The organism is Martinezella rhizogenes, from assembly GCF_007002745.1.
Lineage (GTDB): Bacteria > Pseudomonadota > Alphaproteobacteria > Rhizobiales > Rhizobiaceae > Agrobacterium > Agrobacterium cucumeris.
In genome coordinates, this window is record NZ_SGNY01000001.1 from 459198 (window position 1) to 475225 (window position 16028).

General features: G+C 60.6%; 18 protein-coding genes. 3 read left to right on the forward strand and 15 right to left on the reverse strand.

All coding sequences use genetic code 11. From position 1 onward, the window contains the following. Window positions 1-46: 46 nt before the first annotated feature. From rarD to alr, 14 genes are all read right to left on the reverse strand, one after another. Window positions 47-955, reverse strand: a complete 909-nt coding sequence (gene rarD, locus EXN68_RS02315) for an EamA family transporter RarD (protein WP_142839473.1) — start codon at window positions 953-955, stop codon at window positions 47-49. A gap of 241 nt (window positions 956-1196) precedes the next feature. Continuing rightward, window positions 1197-2153 carry a prolyl aminopeptidase gene (gene pip, locus EXN68_RS02320; RefSeq protein WP_142839474.1) on the reverse strand — a complete coding sequence of 319 codons (957 nt, stop codon included), beginning with the start codon at window positions 2151-2153 and terminating at the stop codon, window positions 1197-1199. Then, entirely contained in the window at window positions 2150-2635 is a 486-nt protein-coding gene (locus EXN68_RS02325; protein ID WP_142839475.1) for a GFA family protein, read from the reverse strand. The genes pip and EXN68_RS02325 overlap by 4 nt, the downstream gene beginning before the upstream one ends. Beyond that, entirely contained in the window at window positions 2635-3096 is a 462-nt protein-coding gene (locus EXN68_RS02330) for a GFA family protein (protein ID WP_142839476.1), read from the reverse strand. Before EXN68_RS02330 ends, EXN68_RS02325 begins: the two co-directional genes overlap by 1 nt. After that, the gene (locus EXN68_RS02335; RefSeq protein ID WP_142839477.1) at window positions 3093-3569 is read right to left on the reverse strand and encodes a GFA family protein; all 477 of its coding nucleotides are present in this window, start codon (window positions 3567-3569) and stop codon (window positions 3093-3095) included. The genes EXN68_RS02330 and EXN68_RS02335 overlap by 4 nt, the downstream gene beginning before the upstream one ends. Next, window positions 3566-3934 (reverse strand): endonuclease domain-containing protein, encoded by a 369-nt coding sequence (locus EXN68_RS02340; protein ID WP_142839478.1) that lies wholly within the window; start codon window positions 3932-3934, stop codon window positions 3566-3568. The genes EXN68_RS02335 and EXN68_RS02340 overlap by 4 nt, the downstream gene beginning before the upstream one ends. 251 nt (window positions 3935-4185) lie before the next feature. Next, a complete protein-coding gene (gene cysS / locus EXN68_RS02345; RefSeq protein ID WP_142839479.1) occupies window positions 4186-5571 on the reverse strand; it encodes a cysteine--tRNA ligase in 1386 nt (461 codons plus the stop codon). A gap of 216 nt (window positions 5572-5787) precedes the next feature. Then, window positions 5788-6528 (reverse strand): SDR family NAD(P)-dependent oxidoreductase, encoded by a 741-nt coding sequence (locus EXN68_RS02350; protein WP_142839480.1) that lies wholly within the window; start codon window positions 6526-6528, stop codon window positions 5788-5790. A gap of 146 nt (window positions 6529-6674) precedes the next feature. Continuing rightward, a complete protein-coding gene (purF, locus tag EXN68_RS02355; RefSeq protein ID WP_003502024.1) occupies window positions 6675-8183 on the reverse strand; it encodes an amidophosphoribosyltransferase in 1509 nt (502 codons plus the stop codon). Between the two features lie 138 nt (window positions 8184-8321). Then, complete coding sequence (locus tag EXN68_RS02360; RefSeq protein ID WP_046798795.1) at window positions 8322-8909, reverse strand: CvpA family protein; 588 nt, start codon at window positions 8907-8909, stop codon at window positions 8322-8324. Window positions 8910-8998: 89 nt separating this feature from the next. After that, window positions 8999-10405: a DNA repair protein RadA gene (radA, locus tag EXN68_RS02365; protein WP_142839481.1), complete on the reverse strand. Its 1407-nt coding sequence runs from the start codon at window positions 10403-10405 to the stop codon at window positions 8999-9001. A 6-nt stretch (window positions 10406-10411) separates the two neighbouring features. Then, window positions 10412-10702 (reverse strand): type II toxin-antitoxin system RelE/ParE family toxin, encoded by a 291-nt coding sequence (locus tag EXN68_RS02370; RefSeq protein ID WP_142839482.1) that lies wholly within the window; start codon window positions 10700-10702, stop codon window positions 10412-10414. Window positions 10703-10718: 16 nt separating this feature from the next. Beyond that, complete coding sequence (locus EXN68_RS02375) at window positions 10719-10988, reverse strand: type II toxin-antitoxin system ParD family antitoxin (protein ID WP_142839483.1); 270 nt, start codon at window positions 10986-10988, stop codon at window positions 10719-10721. Between the two features lie 65 nt (window positions 10989-11053). Beyond that, complete coding sequence (gene alr, locus EXN68_RS02380) at window positions 11054-12229, reverse strand: alanine racemase (RefSeq protein WP_142839484.1); 1176 nt, start codon at window positions 12227-12229, stop codon at window positions 11054-11056. Window positions 12230-12315: 86 nt separating this feature from the next. On the opposite strand from alr, the gene EXN68_RS02385 reads away from it, so the two are divergent. From EXN68_RS02385 to EXN68_RS02395, 3 genes are all read left to right on the forward strand, one after another. After that, complete coding sequence (locus EXN68_RS02385) at window positions 12316-13173, forward strand: AraC family transcriptional regulator (protein ID WP_161991166.1); 858 nt, start codon at window positions 12316-12318, stop codon at window positions 13171-13173. 92 nt (window positions 13174-13265) lie between these two features. After that, window positions 13266-13970 carry an AzlC family ABC transporter permease gene (locus EXN68_RS02390; RefSeq protein WP_142839485.1) on the forward strand — a complete coding sequence of 235 codons (705 nt, stop codon included), beginning with the start codon at window positions 13266-13268 and terminating at the stop codon, window positions 13968-13970. Then, complete coding sequence (locus EXN68_RS02395) at window positions 13967-14269, forward strand: AzlD family protein (RefSeq protein WP_142839486.1); 303 nt, start codon at window positions 13967-13969, stop codon at window positions 14267-14269. The genes EXN68_RS02390 and EXN68_RS02395 overlap by 4 nt, the downstream gene beginning before the upstream one ends. Window positions 14270-14371: 102 nt before the next feature. On the opposite strand, the gene EXN68_RS02400 is transcribed toward EXN68_RS02395, so the two are convergent. Continuing rightward, window positions 14372-15859: a replicative DNA helicase gene (locus EXN68_RS02400; protein WP_046798803.1), complete on the reverse strand. Its 1488-nt coding sequence runs from the start codon at window positions 15857-15859 to the stop codon at window positions 14372-14374. Window positions 15860-16028 lie beyond the last annotated feature (169 nt).

A 16028-nucleotide genomic window follows, 5' to 3' on the forward strand; every position in this document is an offset into this window, starting at 1 on the left:
TCTCCTCGTTCCCGCAACGGGCACAGGAACGAGGGAAGGAGCCGGATTATCGCTTGAACCGCATCAGGCTTGAGCCGGTATAGATCGCCAGCGCCACCCAGATCATCGCAAACGCCGCCATCCGCACCGTGTCGAAGGGTTCCTTGAAGATGAAGATGGCGATGAGGAAGATCATCGTCGGCGCGATATATTGCATGATGCCGATGGTCGAAAGCCGCAGCAACTTGGCGCCATTGCCATAGAGAATGAGCGGAACGGCGGTGATCACGCCGCTTGCGGCCAGAAGCCAGGTGTCGGCAGAATTGCCGCCCATGAAATGCGCCTGTCCGCTGAAGCCCAGCCAGGCCATGACCAGCACGGCGGGAATGGACAGCAGCATGACTTCGAGCAGGAAGCCCTGCGTCGCGCCAATCGGCAATGTCTTGCGGAAAAAGGCGTAAAAACCCCAGGACATGGTGAGCGCGATGGACACCCACGGCAGGCTGCCCGCATGCCAGGTGAGGATCGCCACCGCGACCGCCACGAGGCCAATGGCGGCGATCTGCGCCGGATAGAGTTTCTCCTTCAGGAGCACGGCACCCAGAAAGATGCTGAACAGCGGATTGATGAAATAACCGAGTGCGGCATCCAGCGCGCGGCCGGCGCCGATCGCCCAGATATAGATGCCCCAGTTGATGCTGATGAGGGCGGCGGTGAGGCTCGCCATGGCCAGCATCTTCGGGCTTTTCAGTGCCGAGCGGATTTCCGTTGTCCGGCCGAGCGCAATCAGCACCGCCGCCGCGATCGGCACCGACCAGATGACGCGATGCACGATGACCTCGATCGGCGAGATATGCGCAACCGCCTTCATGTAGATGGGGAGGAAGCCCCACAAGAGATAAGCGGAGAGCGCGAAAGCAAAACCGCGCGCGCTGTCGCCGCCCTCTTGGGCCGGGAGCGATTTGTCGAGTGCCATGGGGAGTACCGCCAAAATTGTTCGGATGGCGTTTTATAGCGGATCGCCACAGGGGCGGCCAATTCATTTCCGTGAAGGGTTCATGAGAAAAACTGCATGAATAACAGGCGCTTTGCTCTTGAAATAAGCTGCCATCGTAACTGTCCGGATGCTCCACGCGGGAAGCCGCGCGTGGAGCCTTATAGGCACCCCCCCATGAATCATTGTCTCATCCGGCCGTTTCAAACCGCTGAAAAGACTCTTATTTCCCGGCAAAGCGATCGTTGGCGCGGATCAGCTGGTTGAGAATGCCGGGCTCACTCATCGCGTGTCCAGCCGCCTCGATAATGTGGAAATCCGCCTTCGGCCAGGCCTTGGCCAGCTGCCAGGCATATTTCAGCGGGCAGGGCATGTCGTAACGCCCATGCACGATGACGCCGGGAATATCCTTGAGCTTGCCGGCATCGCGCAGCAGTTGCCCTTCTTCCAGCCAGCCGGCATTAACGAAGAAGTGGTTCTCGATGCGCGCAAAAGCGATGGCATATTTATCCTCGCCGAAATCCTCGACGCGGTCAGGATCGGTAACGAGCGCGATGGTCGCGCCTTCCCACTGGCTCCATGCCTTGGCGCATTCAAGCTTCTTTGCCTCGTCAGCGCCGGTGAGATAGCGATTATAGGCCTGCATCATCTCGCCGCGCTCGGCTTGCGGGATGGGCGCGATGAATTTTTCCCACTGGTCCGGATACATTTCGGAAACGCCGAACTGGTAGTACCAGTCCAGTTCCGGCCGGGTGACGGTGTAGATACCGCGCAGGACAAGTTCGCTGACGCGGTTCGGATGGGTCTCGGCATAAGCGAGTGCCAGCGTCGAACCCCAGGAGCCGCCGAAAACCAGCCATTTTTCAAAGCCGCAGAGTTCACGCAGCCTTTCAATGTCGGCGACCAGATGCCAGGTGGTGTTGGCCTCCAGTTCCGCATGCGGTGTGGAACGGCCGCAGCCGCGCTGATCGAACAGGATGACGTCGTAAAGTGCGGGATCGAAAACGCGGCGATGCGTTGGGTTCACCCCGCCGCCCGGGCCGCCATGCAGGAAAACCGCCGGCTTCGCGCCGCGTGTGCCCACCCGCTCCCAATAGATCACGTGCCCATCACCGACATCGAGCATGCCGGTCTCGAAAGGTTCGATCTCGGGGTAAAAGCCGCGCAATTCTTCGGTCATGGATTATTGTCCTCTGATGGCCATCTGGCCGTGTCGTGATCCGGGTGCTGCCGGCTGTTCACCGGCGCGGGCGCGTCATCCGTTGCAGGTTCCGGCTCGACCGGCAAGCCGTCAAGCTCGGAAAACCAGTGCAGCTTGCTGGCAAGATTGGACTGCGCCTCCGGTTTTACCCGCTCTGGCTCATCCAGTGAACCAAGGGTAATATTGATGAAATCGGCGCCCGTAACGTCGTAAAAAAGCGGCGTGCCGCAGCGGCCGCAAAAACCGCGGCGCACATGGTCGGAAGACTGGAACCATGATGCTTCGCCGCGGGTCATCTCAAACTGCGTGAGGGTACTTGCTGCAAGCGGCATGAAATAATTGCCCGATGCCTTCTGGCACATGCGGCAATGGCACAGATGCGGATAACGCAACCCGCCCTTGACCCGATAACGCACTGTGCCGCACTGGCATCCGCCACTGAAGTCCGTCACCTCGTCCATCAGCGGCCTTCTTCAGGAGGCCAGACCTGCGTGTCGTGATCCGGGTGCTGATAGGAGTTGATCTCCGCCTCGTCCACGCCCTGTTCCACGGCTGGTTTGGAAAACAGCTGCTCGATCCACGGCATGCGCTTGTGAAAATTGACCTGCACCTGCGGTTCGATCTGCTCCGGGTGATCGAAAGCGCCGATGGCGATCTCCACGCCTCCCGGATAATGATAGGTCAGCGGCGTGCCGCATTTGTTGCAGAAACCGCGATGGATCTTGGTCGAGGAGCGGAAGAGGGCAGGCTGGCCGCGTGTCCAGACCAGATGCGCCTGATCGGCGCTGACCAGTGCGCCGAAGAAATTGCCGAAATGTTTCTGGCACATGCGGCAATGGCAGATCGAGGCCCGGCCAAGCTTGCCGGCGTGAAAACGCACGGCGCCGCACTGGCAGCCGCCGGAAAAGCCCGCTTCATTCATTTTCCGCTCTCCGGTGGCCAGCTTTCGGTGTCGTGGTCGGGGTGCTGATAGGAGACGAGGTTGGTGAGATAATCCACCGAGGTCAGGTCGTCTTCCGTGGGAACGGCAGGCAGCGTGTGGATGCTGTCGACGAAATCGATCTTGCGCTCCACGCCCCACTGAATGGTTGGCGGCAGCGCCGCTGGATCGTCGAATGCCCCCGCTGCCACCGCCACGCCATCCGGCGCTTCATAGGTCAGCGGCGTGCCGCATTCCGGGCAGAAACCGCGCTTGACGACGCTGGAGGACTGAAAGCGCTTCGGCTCGCCGCGCGTCCATTCGAATTCGACCTCACGCACGGAGACTAGCGGCGCATAATAGGCCCCGAAAGCCTTCTGGCACATGCGGCAATGACAGACGGAGCTGTCTTTCAGATCGCCGGTCGCGCGAAAACGGATCGCGCCGCACTGGCATCCGCCGGTATGGGTGGTCATGCTTGGTTCTCCTTTACCGTTCGGATAATGTGGAGACAAACGTTGTCGATGTCTCCGAGGATATCATCGTTCCAGAAACGGAGGACGGTCCAGCCAAGTTCCTCAAAGGTCTGTGTTCTCTGCTGGTCATAGTTTGCCGCAGCATCTTCCGTGTGCTGAAATCCATCCAGCTCGATGATGATCTTATGAGATGGGCAGGCGAAATCAACGATGTATCCGGCGACAGGCAGCTGGCGTCTGGAAGAGAGGCCGTCTAGGCGGTGAGCACGGACGGCGCCCCAAAACTTCAGTTCTGTGTCGGTCATAGCCTTTCGCATTTGCCGCGCATATTCCCGATGTTGGGGTTTGACCTTGGCGTAGGGCATGAGCGGCTCGCGGCTTGAAGGGATATTGTGAGACTGGAATATGGTATGGGGGAAGCAAGGGCCTGTCGCGTGGCTTTACCCCCCTCTGCCCTGCCGGGCATCTCCCCCTCAAGGGGGGAGATCAGCAAGACGCGCTACTTCAACTTCACTCTCTCACCGTGAGATGGGCGAGACCTCGCCGCAAATCGATCTCCCCCCTTGAGGGGGAGATCCCCGGCAGGGCAGAGGGGGGTAAGCCGCGAATCGCAGCCTTACCGCTTAATCTCCCACGTCGTCGTCCGCTCGCCCGTTTCCTTGTCCTTGCCATCCTTCAACTGAATGCCCTTCTCCGAAAGCTCGTCGCGAACACGATCCGCCTCCGCAAAGTTCTTCGCCTTCAGCATCTCGAGCCGCAATTGCACCAGCGCATCGACAGCCGAAACGATGGCCTCATCCATTTCCGCCTTCTTCGGCAAGACACCGAGCAGTGCAGCGCTGGCGGCAAAGGTCGGCAGCCTGGAAGGGTCCACATTGGCGGCGTGGGCCAGCGCGTGCAGCGCCTGGACGGCGGCGACCGTGTTGAGATCGTCCGCAAGCGCCTCGAGCACGGTTTCATCCGGTGCCGCATCGGAGACATCGGCCGCGGGCCACTTGGCAAGCAGGCGTTCGGCCTCTTCCAGGCGCTTCACCGAAAAATCTATCGGTTCGCGGTAATGCGTCATCAGCATGGCAAGGCGCAGAACCTCGCCCGGCCATTGGCGGCCGCCGAACTTCTCCGTGTGCAGCAATTCGTAGATGGTCACGAAGTTGCCCTCGGACTTCGACATCTTGCGGCCTTCCACCTGCACGAAGCCGTTATGCATCCACACATTGGCCATGACATGCGTGCCGTGGGCGCAGCGCGATTGCGCGATTTCATTCTCGTGGTGCGGGAAGATGAGATCGAGCCCGCCGCCGTGAATGTCGAAGACCTCGCCGAGGTAACGACCGGCCATGGCCGAGCATTCGATGTGCCAGCCCGGACGGCCACGGCCCCAGGGGCTCTCCCAGCCCGGCTCGTTATGCGAGGACAGTTTCCACAGCACGAAATCGCCCGGGGTCTTCTTGTGGGCTTCCACCGCTACGCGTGCGCCCGCCTGCTGCTCGTCCAGAGGCCGCTTCGAAAGCTGGCCGTAATCGGCCATCGAGCGGGTGTCGAACAGCACCTCGCCGCCCGCCGTATAGGCGTGGCCGCGGGCGATCAGTTTTTCGATGAGATCAATCATCTCGGCGATATAATCGGTGGCGCGCGGTTCGACGGTCGGCGGAAGGCAGCCGAGCATGGCCACATCGTCGTGGAACTGGTCGGCGGTCTTTTTCGTCACCGCATGGATGGCGTCGTTGAGCGGCAGGTGCGGATAGTCGCGCAGCGCCCGCGCATTGATCTTGTCATCGAGATCGGTGATGTTGCGGGCATAGGTCACGTGGGTCTCGCCATAGACGTGACGCAGCAGCCGGTAGAGAACATCGAACACGATGACCGGGCGCGCATTGCCGATATGGGCAAAATCATAGACCGTCGGGCCGCAGACATACATGCGCACATTATCAGCGTCGATTGGCGCAAATTCCGCCTTTTCGCGTGTCAGGGTATTGTGGAGTTTGAGGCGCAAGGACATGCGGGTGTTCCCTAAAGGCAGTCAATTGTCCTGACCGGACCGTTTGTCTGTTGGACCTTGCGGGGAGACGAAAACGATCTGGCCGGCGGCGAACCAGCAAAATTTATTCAGCAGCAGGTGCAGATCGTTGTTTTCATGTCTTGCCTTATGGCGCGGCGGTGCCGTGCGGTCAAGAGCATCCGTGGTGACCGCATCGGCTGCCGAGGCATGAAACAGTCACTCCGGCTGGCGGTAGTCGACGAATTTCCTGTCACGCACGACAAAGAGCTTGCCGGTTTCGGTAAGCTCCGGCGAGGCAAGCGGAAGAATGGCGGCGGCAACCTCTGACGGGTGCGGCACGGTGGCCGGGTCCTCGCCGGGCATGGCCTGGGCCCGCATGGCGGTGCGTGTGGCGCCGGGATTGATGCTGTTGATGCGCATCGCGCTTTTTTCGGTCTCTGCAGCCCAGGTGCGGGCGAGTGCTTCCACCGCAGCCTTGGAGGTGGAATAGACACCCCAGAAGGGGCGACAGCTATGGGCGGCACCCGAAGACAGGATCAGCGCGCGGCCGGCATCCGATCTCAGCAGCAGCGGCTCAACCGAGCGGATCAGTCGCCATGTGGCGGTGACGTTGATGGTCATGACCCGCTCGAAAACCTTGGCCTCGATATGGCCGACCGGCGAGATGACGCCGAGAACGCCGGCATTGGCGACCAGAATATCGAGCTTGCCCCAGCGCTCGAAGATATTGGCGCCCAGCGCATCGATGGCATTCATGTCGGAAAGATCGAAGGGAACCAGCGTCGCAGTGCCGCCAACGGCCTTGATGGCGTCGTCAAGTTCCTCAAGGCCGCCGACCGTGCGGGCGCAGGCGATGACATGCGCGCCAGCCTTGGCCAGTTCCAGCGCCGTGAAATAACCGATACCGCGCGAAGCGCCGGTGACGAGCGCGATCCGGCCCTTGAGATTGATGGTCATGTTGCCCCTCCGAAATGATTGCGCCTCCTTTTACGAAGCCACAGCGGCCGGCTGCAAGCGATTAAATCGTCGCATGGGACGGCCTGAACAAAAGGCAAGAAAAAAGCGGCCCCCGGAAGCCGGCGGCCGCTTGTTCATTCGGGCTATCAGCCGTTGCTGGCCAGCATGGAAATCTTGCTGCCCATCGCCTCGCCGTTCTGGTCGAGAAGGCGGGTCGGATAGTCGCCGGTAAAATAATGGTCAGTGAACTGCGGCCGCGCATGGTTGCGGTTCTCGCCGCCGACGGCGCGGTAAAGTCCGTCGATCGACAGGAAAGCCAGCGAATCGGCTCCGATGAACTTCGCCATCGCCTCGACATCGGCATATTGGTTGGCGAGCAGCTTGTCGGCATCAGGCGTGTCGATGCCGTAGAAATCCGGATGGAAAATCATTGGGCTCGCAACGCGGATATGAACTTCTTTGGCGCCGGCTTCGCGGATCATCTGCACGATCTTGACCGAAGTGGTGCCGCGCACGATGGAATCATCCACCAGCACCACGCGCTTGCCTTCGATCATCGCCCGGTTGGCGGAATGCTTGAGCTTGACGCCGAAAGCACGGATCTGCTGCGTCGGCTCGATGAAGGTGCGGCCGACATAGTGGTTGCGGATGATGCCGTATTCGAAGGGAATGCCGCTTTCCTGCGCAAAACCGAGTGCTGCCGGCGTGCCGCCATCGGGAACCGGGACAACGACGTCAGCTTCCAGCGGCGCTTCCTTGGCAAGGTTCATGCCCATGTTCTTGCGCGTCGTATAGACGTTGCGGCCGCCGACGACGGAATCGGGGCGGGCGAAATAGACATATTCGAACAGGCAGAGACGCTCCGGCTGCGGCTTAGAGGGCTTGCGCGCATCGATGGTGATCGAACCATCGGGCTGGATTTCGCAGATGATGACTTCACCGTTTTCAACGTCGCGCACGAATTTCGCGCCGATGATATCGAGAGCGCAGGTTTCGGAGCAGAAGATCGGCTTACCGTCCAACTCGCCCATGACCAGCGGGCGGATGCCGATCGGGTCACGCGCGGCGATCAGCTTGGTGCGCGTCATCGCCAGCATCGAATAACCGCCTTCCATCTGCCTGATAGCATCGATGAAACGATCAGCGGTGGAGGAGTGGCGCGAGCGGGCGATGAGGTGGAGAACGACTTCGGTATCCGATGTCGACTGGCAGATTGCGCCGGTGGCGATGATCTGGCGGCGCAGCGTCAGGCCGTTGGTGAAGTTGCCGTTATGGGCAATGGAAATACCGCCTTCTTCCAGCTCGGCAAACAGCGGCTGCACGTTGCGCATCGCCACTTCGCCGGTCGTGGAATAACGGGTGTGGCCAATGGCGATGGAGCCGGGCAGGCGGGCAAGCGTTGCGGGATCGGTATAATGATCTCCGACGAGGCCCATATGGCGTTCCTGATGGAAACGCTTGCCGTCGAAGGAGACGATACCAGCCGCTTCCTGGCCGCGATGCTGAAGCGCATGCAGGCCGAGCGCGGTCAGCGCCGAGGCGTCGGCATGGCCGAGAATGCCGAAAACGCCGCATTCTTCATGCAGCGTATCGCCGTCGATCTCTTCCTTGAAAGTGGCCCCAGGGAACGGGGAATGCGAAAGCGGCTCAATCATCCGGCTTGCCCTTGCTCTCTACCGAGAAAAAAGAAAGACCTCTCCGGTGAGCGTGTCTCCCGGTTGGCCTGTCTGTGTCGTGCTTGATATTTAGCACAAATAGCGCGCCTTGCATGCATTGCAAGGCGCACCCTCGTGTCAATTATTCGTTGCTGGCGGATTTGTTGCCGGCACATCTTCCGCAGGGGCCTGCGCGGCCGTCGGTTCCTGCGGTTTTCCAAGGATACGGGCGCGAATCTGCGGCTCGATATCGTCAGGCAGAACCGCTTCCAGCTTGCCCACCAGCCCATCGAGGAACGGCTTGGACTTGGCCTGCGTTACCCACTCCGGCTGCGTCTTCACATCCACCAGCCAGTTCCAGAAGGCGACCGCGACGACCAAAAGCAGAATGCCGCGCGCCGCGCCGAACAGGAAACCGAGCGTGCGATCCAGCGCGCCGATGCGGCTGTCGATGATGAAATCGGCAATGCGCGAGGTGATGAAGGAGATGACGATCAGCGAGACCAGAAAGACAACGCCAGCCGAACCGGCAATGGCGATCTTGTCGTCATCGGTATAGTTGCGCGCATAGGGCAGCAGAACCGGATAGAGATAATAGGCGGCGGCGACCGAACCCGCCCAGCTCGCGATCGACAGAATCTCACGGGAAAAGCCGCGCACCATCGCAAGAACGGCGGAGAAAAGAACAACGGCGATGACGATGCCGTCGAAAATTGTAATGGGCATATACCAACTCCGGAGGTGCGACGCCTTGTCAGACGCTGCCTTGCCAATTTTGCGATCCTCTTACACCACTGTTTCCCTTGGCGAAAGGATCAATATTCGTCGTCCTCAACCTGTTTGAACCGGTTGCCGGAGCCGGCGATGCGCGCCACGAGGTCCGGAAGGCTTTCAATTTCCGTCCAGCGACCCTTGCCCGCTTTCGGCAATTCAGCTGAACCAGACGGCAGAAGTGCGGCGGAAAAACCAAGTTTTTCAGCTTCTTTCAATCGCTGCACGGTGTGCGCCACCGGACGTACCGCACCCGACAGGCTGATTTCGCCGAAATAGACGCAATCGGCGGGCAGGGCAAGACCGGCAAGCGAGGAAACCAGCGCCGAGGCAATCGCCATATCCGCCGCCGGTTCGGAAATGCGGTATCCGCCGGCCACGTTCAAATAAACGTCATGCTGGCCGAGCTTCACGCCGCAATGGGCCTCCAGCACGGCAAGGATCATGGCAAGCCGCGAACTGTCCCAGCCGACCACGGCGCGGCGCGGCGTGCCAAGGGAAGTGGCGGCGACCAGCGCCTGCACTTCGACGAGCACGGGGCGGGTGCCTTCGATGCCGGCAAAAACCGCTGCACCGGGCGATTTTTCGTTGCGCTCCCCCAGAAACAGTTCGGAGGGATTGGAGACTTCCCTGAGGCCGCGATCGGACATTTCAAAAACGCCGATTTCATCCGTCGGTCCGAAGCGGTTCTTGACGGTGCGCAAAATACGGTAGTGGTGGCCGCGGTCACCCTCGAAATAGAGCACGGCATCGACCATGTGCTCGACCACGCGCGGACCGGCGATCTGGCCTTCCTTGGTCACATGGCCGACAAGCACCATGGTCGCGCCCGTCTGCTTGGCAAATCGGATCATCGCCTGCACGCCGGTGCGCACCTGCGTCACCGTGCCGGGCGCGGAATCGGCCGTGTCGCTCCAAAGCGTCTGGATGGAATCGATGATGATGAGATCAGGCCGTTTGCCCTCGGAAACCGTCGCCAGAATATCCTCGACATTGGTTTCAGCCGCCAGCAGCACATCGGTTTCCGCCGCCTCCAGACGCTGGGCGCGCAGGCGCACCTGCGCCACCGCCTCTTCGCCCGAGACATAGATGACGCGATGCCCGCGCCGCGACAGGGCCGCCGCCGCCTGCATCAGCAGCGTCGATTTGCCGATACCAGGATCGCCGCCGATCAGGACCGCCGAACCGCGCACGAAACCGCCGCCGGTCGCCCGGTCCAGTTCGCTGATGCCGGTCGGAATGCGCGGCGCTTCCTCGATCTCGCCGGAAAGCGAGGTCAGCGTGACAGGCCTGCCCTTCTTCGGCACCTTGCCCGGCCCGGAGCCGATGCCGCCCATCGGATCCTCTTCGACGATGGTATTCCACTCGCCGCAGCCTTCGCATTTTCCCGCCCAGCGGGTGTGAACCGTGCCGCAGTTCTGGCACACGAATTGGGTCTTGGCTTTGGCCATCTTATGTCAGTTTTCTTCTTGTTTGAAATCTTTGGCGGAAATGTCCTGATGGCCATGCAGCACGCGCAGAACGGTAAGCTCATTCTCGTCGACACGAAAGAAAATGACGCGCTCACGATAAGCGATGCTGCGAAGCCCGGCTCCATATCCGCTTCTTGAGACACCGGATAAGCCCAGTGCCGCTATCGATTCGATTTTATTGAAGATATCGAGGACGAGGCGATCGGCAGCAAGGGGATTTTCAGTCTCGATATAGGCGTGGTCTTCGGCAAGGTCGCGCCTTGCGCGCGTGGTCAAGGTTGGAGTCCGGATTTTAATGGCCGGTCCCCGTTTTTAGCTGCGCGGAAACTCTTTTGATATCGCTCAGAAACTCGTCCTGTGAGGCATAACGGTGAACCCGGCCCGCCTCGGCGTCGTCGATGCCCTCCTGGATCAGCAACTGAAGCGCGGCTCTTTTACCTTCCTCACTGCTTAGCAATTGCAGGCTCGCATGAATGACGGCGTCCGCGTCGCTGTAGACACCCGCCGCCACCTGCTCCTCGATGAACTTCTCGTCCTGCTCGCTCAAATGGATTTCGGGCATTTCGATCTCCTTTTGTTCTCTTGTAGCACAGGTCACGTCGGCTTTCCAAGAGCCAAAGGCAGCTCTCAGTCGTCGGCCATCAGATATTGCCGTTCGTAGCGCAGGCCAAGCCCTGTCAGCATCTCGTAGCCGATGGTGCCGGCCGCCCGTGCGGTCTCGTCGACGGGCACGTTCGGGCCGAAAAGCTCGATATAGTCGCCGCTGCGAATGGCATTAACAGGCACATCCGTGACGTCGAAAATGGTGAGGTCCATGGTCACGCGGCCAGCAACGGGCACTTTATGGCCGTTAACCACACCGTAGGCGCCGCCATGGCCCATTTCGCGCAGCGGAATGCCGGAGCCGGACAGCGAACGCTGATACCCATCCGCATAACCGACGGAAGCAATGGCAAGCCGGCTTGCGCGCTTGAGCAGGAAGGAACCGCCATAGCTGACGGTCTGGCCTTCACCCGCCTCGCGTATCTGGATGATCCGCGCCTCGGCCTTCGCCACAGGCCGCATCGGGTTGGCCACATCGTTGACCGCTTCGCCGCCATAAAGGGCGATGCCGGGGCGGGTGAGGTCGAAATGATAATCTGAGCCGAGGAAAATGCCGGCGGATGCCGAAAGGCTTGATTCGATACCTTCGAAAGCAGCGCTAACCTTCCGGAATGATTCGAGCTGAACCCTGTTCATCGGCGAGGATGGTGTGTCGGCGCAGGCGAGATGCGACAGAACCAGAACCGGGTCGAAACTCGCCGGTCGCGTCACGTCGTCGGCAAGAAACAGCGCGTCGTCGAGCGGTAGTCCGAGGCGATTGAAACCGGTGTCCACATGCAGCGCGCAGGGGTGGTCGCCCCGCTCGGCCACCGTCGCCATCCAGAAGGACAGCTGTTCCTCGGAGGCCAGCACCGGCACCAGATCATTGTCGAAGACCTGCCGTTCCTGGCCCTGCCAGATGCCTGACAGAACGAAGATGCGCGCTTCCGGGGCGTAGGAGCGTAACGTCGCGCCCTCGGCCACCGTCGCCACGAAGAAATCCCGCGCACCGGCATGATAGAGCGTCGCGCCGCAATCCTCGATACCGAGACCATAGGCATCGGCCTTGACGACAGCTGCTGTCCGCGCTTTGCCGGACCGCTTCTTCATGTCCCGCCAATTGTCGGCCAGCGCGCCGAGATCGACGGTCAGCCTCAGCGGCGCGTGTTCGAAAGCGTCGGTTTCATTTTCAGCAAATGTATCTTCGAAGTCGTCTGTCATGCCATGCGTCCGGTTGATTTTGGAACCGGCCAGACCCTAGCACTTTTGTTCAAGACGGTAAGGATCGAATGCTTTAAACTCGGCTCATGCACAATGTTTCGCAGGAACAGGCCATAGATGTCATGCCGATTGCCGCGGCGGAAACGACGCGTTTCTGGCGTGACCGGCGTTTCGGCGGCATGGAATGTCTGAGTGCGACGTTTCTCACCCATGAATATTCGCCGCACGCGCACGACACGTTCTCGATTGGCGCGATTGAAAGCGGCTCGCAGATCTCCACCATTCAGGGCACCACCGAACAGACGGGGCCCGGGCATCTTTATCTCATCAACCCGGATGAGATCCACGATGGTGCGCCGGGCGGTGGCGGTTATCGTTATCGGATGATCTATCCCGATAGCTTGCTGCTGCGTGACGTCATCGAGGATGTCACGGGCAGAGCCTTTCACGGCACACCGTCTTTCCCAAGGTTTCTGCCGCGTGACCCGCAGATGGCCGCAGCCTTCCAGATGGCGCACCGGCGGCTGGAGGCGAAATCCGGCGCTCTGGAAGCGGATGAGGGCATGTTTTCGGTACTTGCAGCTCTCTTCGGCAGGCACGGCAGCGCCATTATCCTTCCCGTCGAAACCCGCGAAAAAACGGCGGTCTATACCGCCCGCGACTATCTTGCCGATAATTACGAAACCGATATCGGTCTTGAGGAACTGGCGTCCATCGCCGGTCTCAGCCGTGCCCACCTCATCCGGGCTTTCCGGAAGGAATTTCACATTACCCCGCATGCTTATCTGACGGATGTGCGCATTCGGCAGGCGCGTCGCCTTTTGCGCGCCGGCGAGATGCCGGCCGAGGTGGCGGCACTGTGCGGTTTTGCCGATCAGGCGCATTTCACCCGGCATTTCAAGGCGCGCACCGGCGTCACGCCGGGGCAATTCCGGACGGCTTGATCCGCTGCCCTGTTTTCCTGCCCGATGTCACTTTCATTCAAGACCGGATGACTTTCCAGGCGTAATCGCAGTCTTCTGAAAGGGAGGATGGGATGTCCGCATCGGAAAAACGTGCCGAATTTACCGCCGGGTTGAGGGCCGCTGCCCCGCTGCTGGTTGCCATGGTGCCGATTGGCGTCGTGTTCGGCGCGGTCGCCATCGCCAAGGGCCTGTCGCCGCTCGAAGCGTCGCTGATGTCGCTTCTGGTCTTTGCCGGCGGCTCGCAATTCGTCGCCATGGATCTCTGGACCCATCCGGCAAGCTGGAGCGCACTCGGTTTTGCCGCGTTGCTGGTCAATCTGCGCCATGTGCTGATGAGCGCTTCGATCGCCGGCAAGCTGGATGATTTTACCGGCTGGCGAAAATATGCGGCCATGCTGGTGCTGACGGATGAATCCTGGGCGCTGTCGGAGTTTCGGGCGATGACTGCAAATTTGACCGCAGCCTTTTTTATCGGCGCGGCGCTGCCGATCTATCTGCTCTGGAATCTAAGCACCCTTGCAGGTGCGCTGCTTGGCGCGGTCATGGGCGACATGTCGATCCTTGGTCTGGATTTTGCTTTCCCGGCCGTCTTCATCGTGTTGCTCATGGGCTTCTGGAAGGGCAGGGAGACAGGCTTCGTGCTGCTGGCAAGCGCAGCTGCTGCCTGTCTCACCCATGCGCTGGTTCCGGGCGCCTGGTATATTGCAGCCGGTGCCCTGGCGGGGCTTGCCGTCGCCGCCTTCAGTCACGAAGAACAGGCGGAGCAGCCGGCATGACACTTGATGCAAATACCCTGCTGACGATCCTTGCCATGATGGCGGCAACAGTCACCACCCGGCTTGGCGGCCTGCTGCTGGTCAGTCATTTCACCCTGACGCCGCGCCTGAAGAAGGCGCTCGGTGTGGTGCCGCCCGCCGTTCTGATGGCCGTTGTCACACCGACAGCACTTGCGAGCGGGCCGGCAGAAACCATCGCCTGCGCGGTAACGGCGATTGCGGCGCTGCGTCTCAGCCTGCTGCCGGCAGCCACGCTCGGCGTCGTTACCGTGGCGCTGCTTCGCGGAATCGGATTGTAAGAAAACCCTGCCAAGGCGCTGAAAAGACTCCATCCGTTTCCATATTGAAATGGGGGAGGTTGTGAGGGCGAAAACCGTTTCGCCCTCACCATCCTGTTCGGATCAATGCTCTTCGTACTGGCTGAAGGACGGGTCGGCCAGATCGGCAAAGCGAGTGAATTCGGACTGGAAGGCGAGCTTCACCGTGCCGGTCGGTCCGTGACGCTGCTTGGCGATGATGACATCCGCCGTACCCTTCACCCGGTCGAAATGGTTTTCCCATTCGGCATATTTCGGGTCGGCCGGGTCGCGTGGTTCCATGTTCTTGACGTAATATTCCTCACGGAACACGAACAGCACCACGTCGGCGTCCTGCTCGATGGAGCCGGATTCACGCAGGTCGGAAAGCTGCGGGCGCTTGTCTTCACGGCTTTCCACCGCACGGGAGAGCTGTGACAGCGCGATGATGGGAACGTTGAGTTCCTTGCCAAGTGCCTTGAGGCCCGTGGTGATCTGGGTGATTTCCTGCACGCGGTTTTCGCCGCCCTTGCCGCCGCCGGTCATCAGCTGAATATAGTCGACGACAAGGACATCGAGGCCGCGCTGGCGTTTCAGGCGGCGGGCGCGGGCGGAAAGCTGGGCGATGGAGATACCACCCGTCTGGTCGATGTAAAGCGGCACCTTCTGCATCATCTGGGAGCAGGCGACGAGCTTTTCGAAATCCGCCTCGGTGATGTCACCACGACGGATTTTCGAGGATGACACTTCCGTCTGCTCGGAAATGATACGGGTTGCCAGCTGTTCGGACGACATTTCGAGCGAATAAAAGCCGACGACGCCGCCGTTTTTCGCCTTGAACGAGCCATCAGGCTGCACTTCCTGATCGTAGGACGCCGCAATGTTATAAGCGATGTTGGTGGCCAGCGAGGTCTTGCCCATACCCGGACGACCCGCAAGCACGATAAGGTCGGAGCGCTGCAGGCCGCCCATGCGGGCGTCGAGCGAGTGAATGCCGGTGGAAATGCCGGAGAGATTGCCGTCACGCTCGAAAGCGGCGCCGGCCATGTCGATCGCCAGCGCCACCGCATCGTTGAATGACTGGAAGCCGCCGTCGTAACGCCCGGTTTCCGCCAGCTCGAACAGACGGCGCTCGGTGTCTTCGATCTGCGCCTGCGGCGGCATGTCCAGCGGCGCGTCAAAGGCGATGTTGACGACATCTTCGCCGATCTGGATCAGCGCGCGGCGCAAGGCCAGGTCGTAGATCGCCCGGCCGTAATCCTCGGCATTGATGATCGATACGGCTTCTGCGGCCAGGCGCGCAAGATATTGCGCCACCGTCAGGTCGCCGATCTTGTCGTCGGCGGGCAGGAAGGTCTTGATCGTCACCGGATTGGCGGTCTTGCCCATGCGGATGATATCGCCCGCCACCTCGAAAATCTTGCGATGCAGGGCTTCGTAAAGATGCACGGGCTTCAGGAAATCCGACACACGGTAATAGGCGTCGTTATTGACGAGGATGGCGCCCAGCAGCGCCTGCTCAGCCTCGATATTGTTCGGCGCTTCGCGGTAATGCGGTTCTGCGGGGGTGATCTTTCTCACAGCGTCGTTCATGGTTTGCGCGATCTCCCTTGCCTTGTCCTTAAACCTTGGGTTTGGCTTCCTGGGGCATGGCAGTCAATGATATTGTTGCAACACTATACGGCAGGCTTACGTCCGCTCTGTAAAGCTGGATCACATCTTCAGTTGTCCCCAGCAATCCACAGGCGGGTGGGGACAGGGT

Bases quoted from the DNA above. Each gene is read 5' to 3' on its own strand.
- EXN68_RS02395 (WP_142839486.1), top strand. From the start codon at position 13,967: ATGACACTTGATGCAAATACCCTGCTGACGATCCTTGCCATGATGGCG.
- EXN68_RS02325 (WP_142839475.1), bottom strand. From the start codon at position 2,635: ATGGACGAGGTGACGGACTTCAGTGGCGGATGCCAGTGCGGCACAGTG.
- alr (WP_142839484.1), bottom strand. From the start codon at position 12,229: ATGACAGACGACTTCGAAGATACATTTGCTGAAAATGAAACCGACGCT.
- EXN68_RS02400 (WP_046798803.1), bottom strand. From the start codon at position 15,859: ATGAACGACGCTGTGAGAAAGATCACCCCCGCAGAACCGCATTACCGC.
- rarD (WP_142839473.1), bottom strand. From the start codon at position 955: ATGGCACTCGACAAATCGCTCCCGGCCCAAGAGGGCGGCGACAGCGCG.
- radA (WP_142839481.1), bottom strand. From the start codon at position 10,405: ATGGCCAAAGCCAAGACCCAATTCGTGTGCCAGAACTGCGGCACGGTT.
- EXN68_RS02390 (WP_142839485.1), top strand. From the start codon at position 13,266: ATGTCCGCATCGGAAAAACGTGCCGAATTTACCGCCGGGTTGAGGGCC.
- EXN68_RS02350 (WP_142839480.1), bottom strand. From the start codon at position 6,528: ATGACCATCAATCTCAAGGGCCGGATCGCGCTCGTCACCGGCGCTTCG.
- pip (WP_142839474.1), bottom strand. From the start codon at position 2,153: ATGACCGAAGAATTGCGCGGCTTTTACCCCGAGATCGAACCTTTCGAG.
- EXN68_RS02385 (WP_161991166.1), top strand. From the start codon at position 12,316: ATGCACAATGTTTCGCAGGAACAGGCCATAGATGTCATGCCGATTGCC.
- purF (WP_003502024.1), bottom strand. From the start codon at position 8,183: ATGATTGAGCCGCTTTCGCATTCCCCGTTCCCTGGGGCCACTTTCAAG.
- EXN68_RS02330 (WP_142839476.1), bottom strand. From the start codon at position 3,096: ATGAATGAAGCGGGCTTTTCCGGCGGCTGCCAGTGCGGCGCCGTGCGT.
- EXN68_RS02340 (WP_142839478.1), bottom strand. From the start codon at position 3,934: ATGCCCTACGCCAAGGTCAAACCCCAACATCGGGAATATGCGCGGCAA.
- cysS (WP_142839479.1), bottom strand. From the start codon at position 5,571: ATGTCCTTGCGCCTCAAACTCCACAATACCCTGACACGCGAAAAGGCG.
- EXN68_RS02360 (WP_046798795.1), bottom strand. From the start codon at position 8,909: ATGCCCATTACAATTTTCGACGGCATCGTCATCGCCGTTGTTCTTTTC.
- EXN68_RS02335 (WP_142839477.1), bottom strand. From the start codon at position 3,569: ATGACCACCCATACCGGCGGATGCCAGTGCGGCGCGATCCGTTTTCGC.
- EXN68_RS02375 (WP_142839483.1), bottom strand. From the start codon at position 10,988: ATGCCCGAAATCCATTTGAGCGAGCAGGACGAGAAGTTCATCGAGGAG.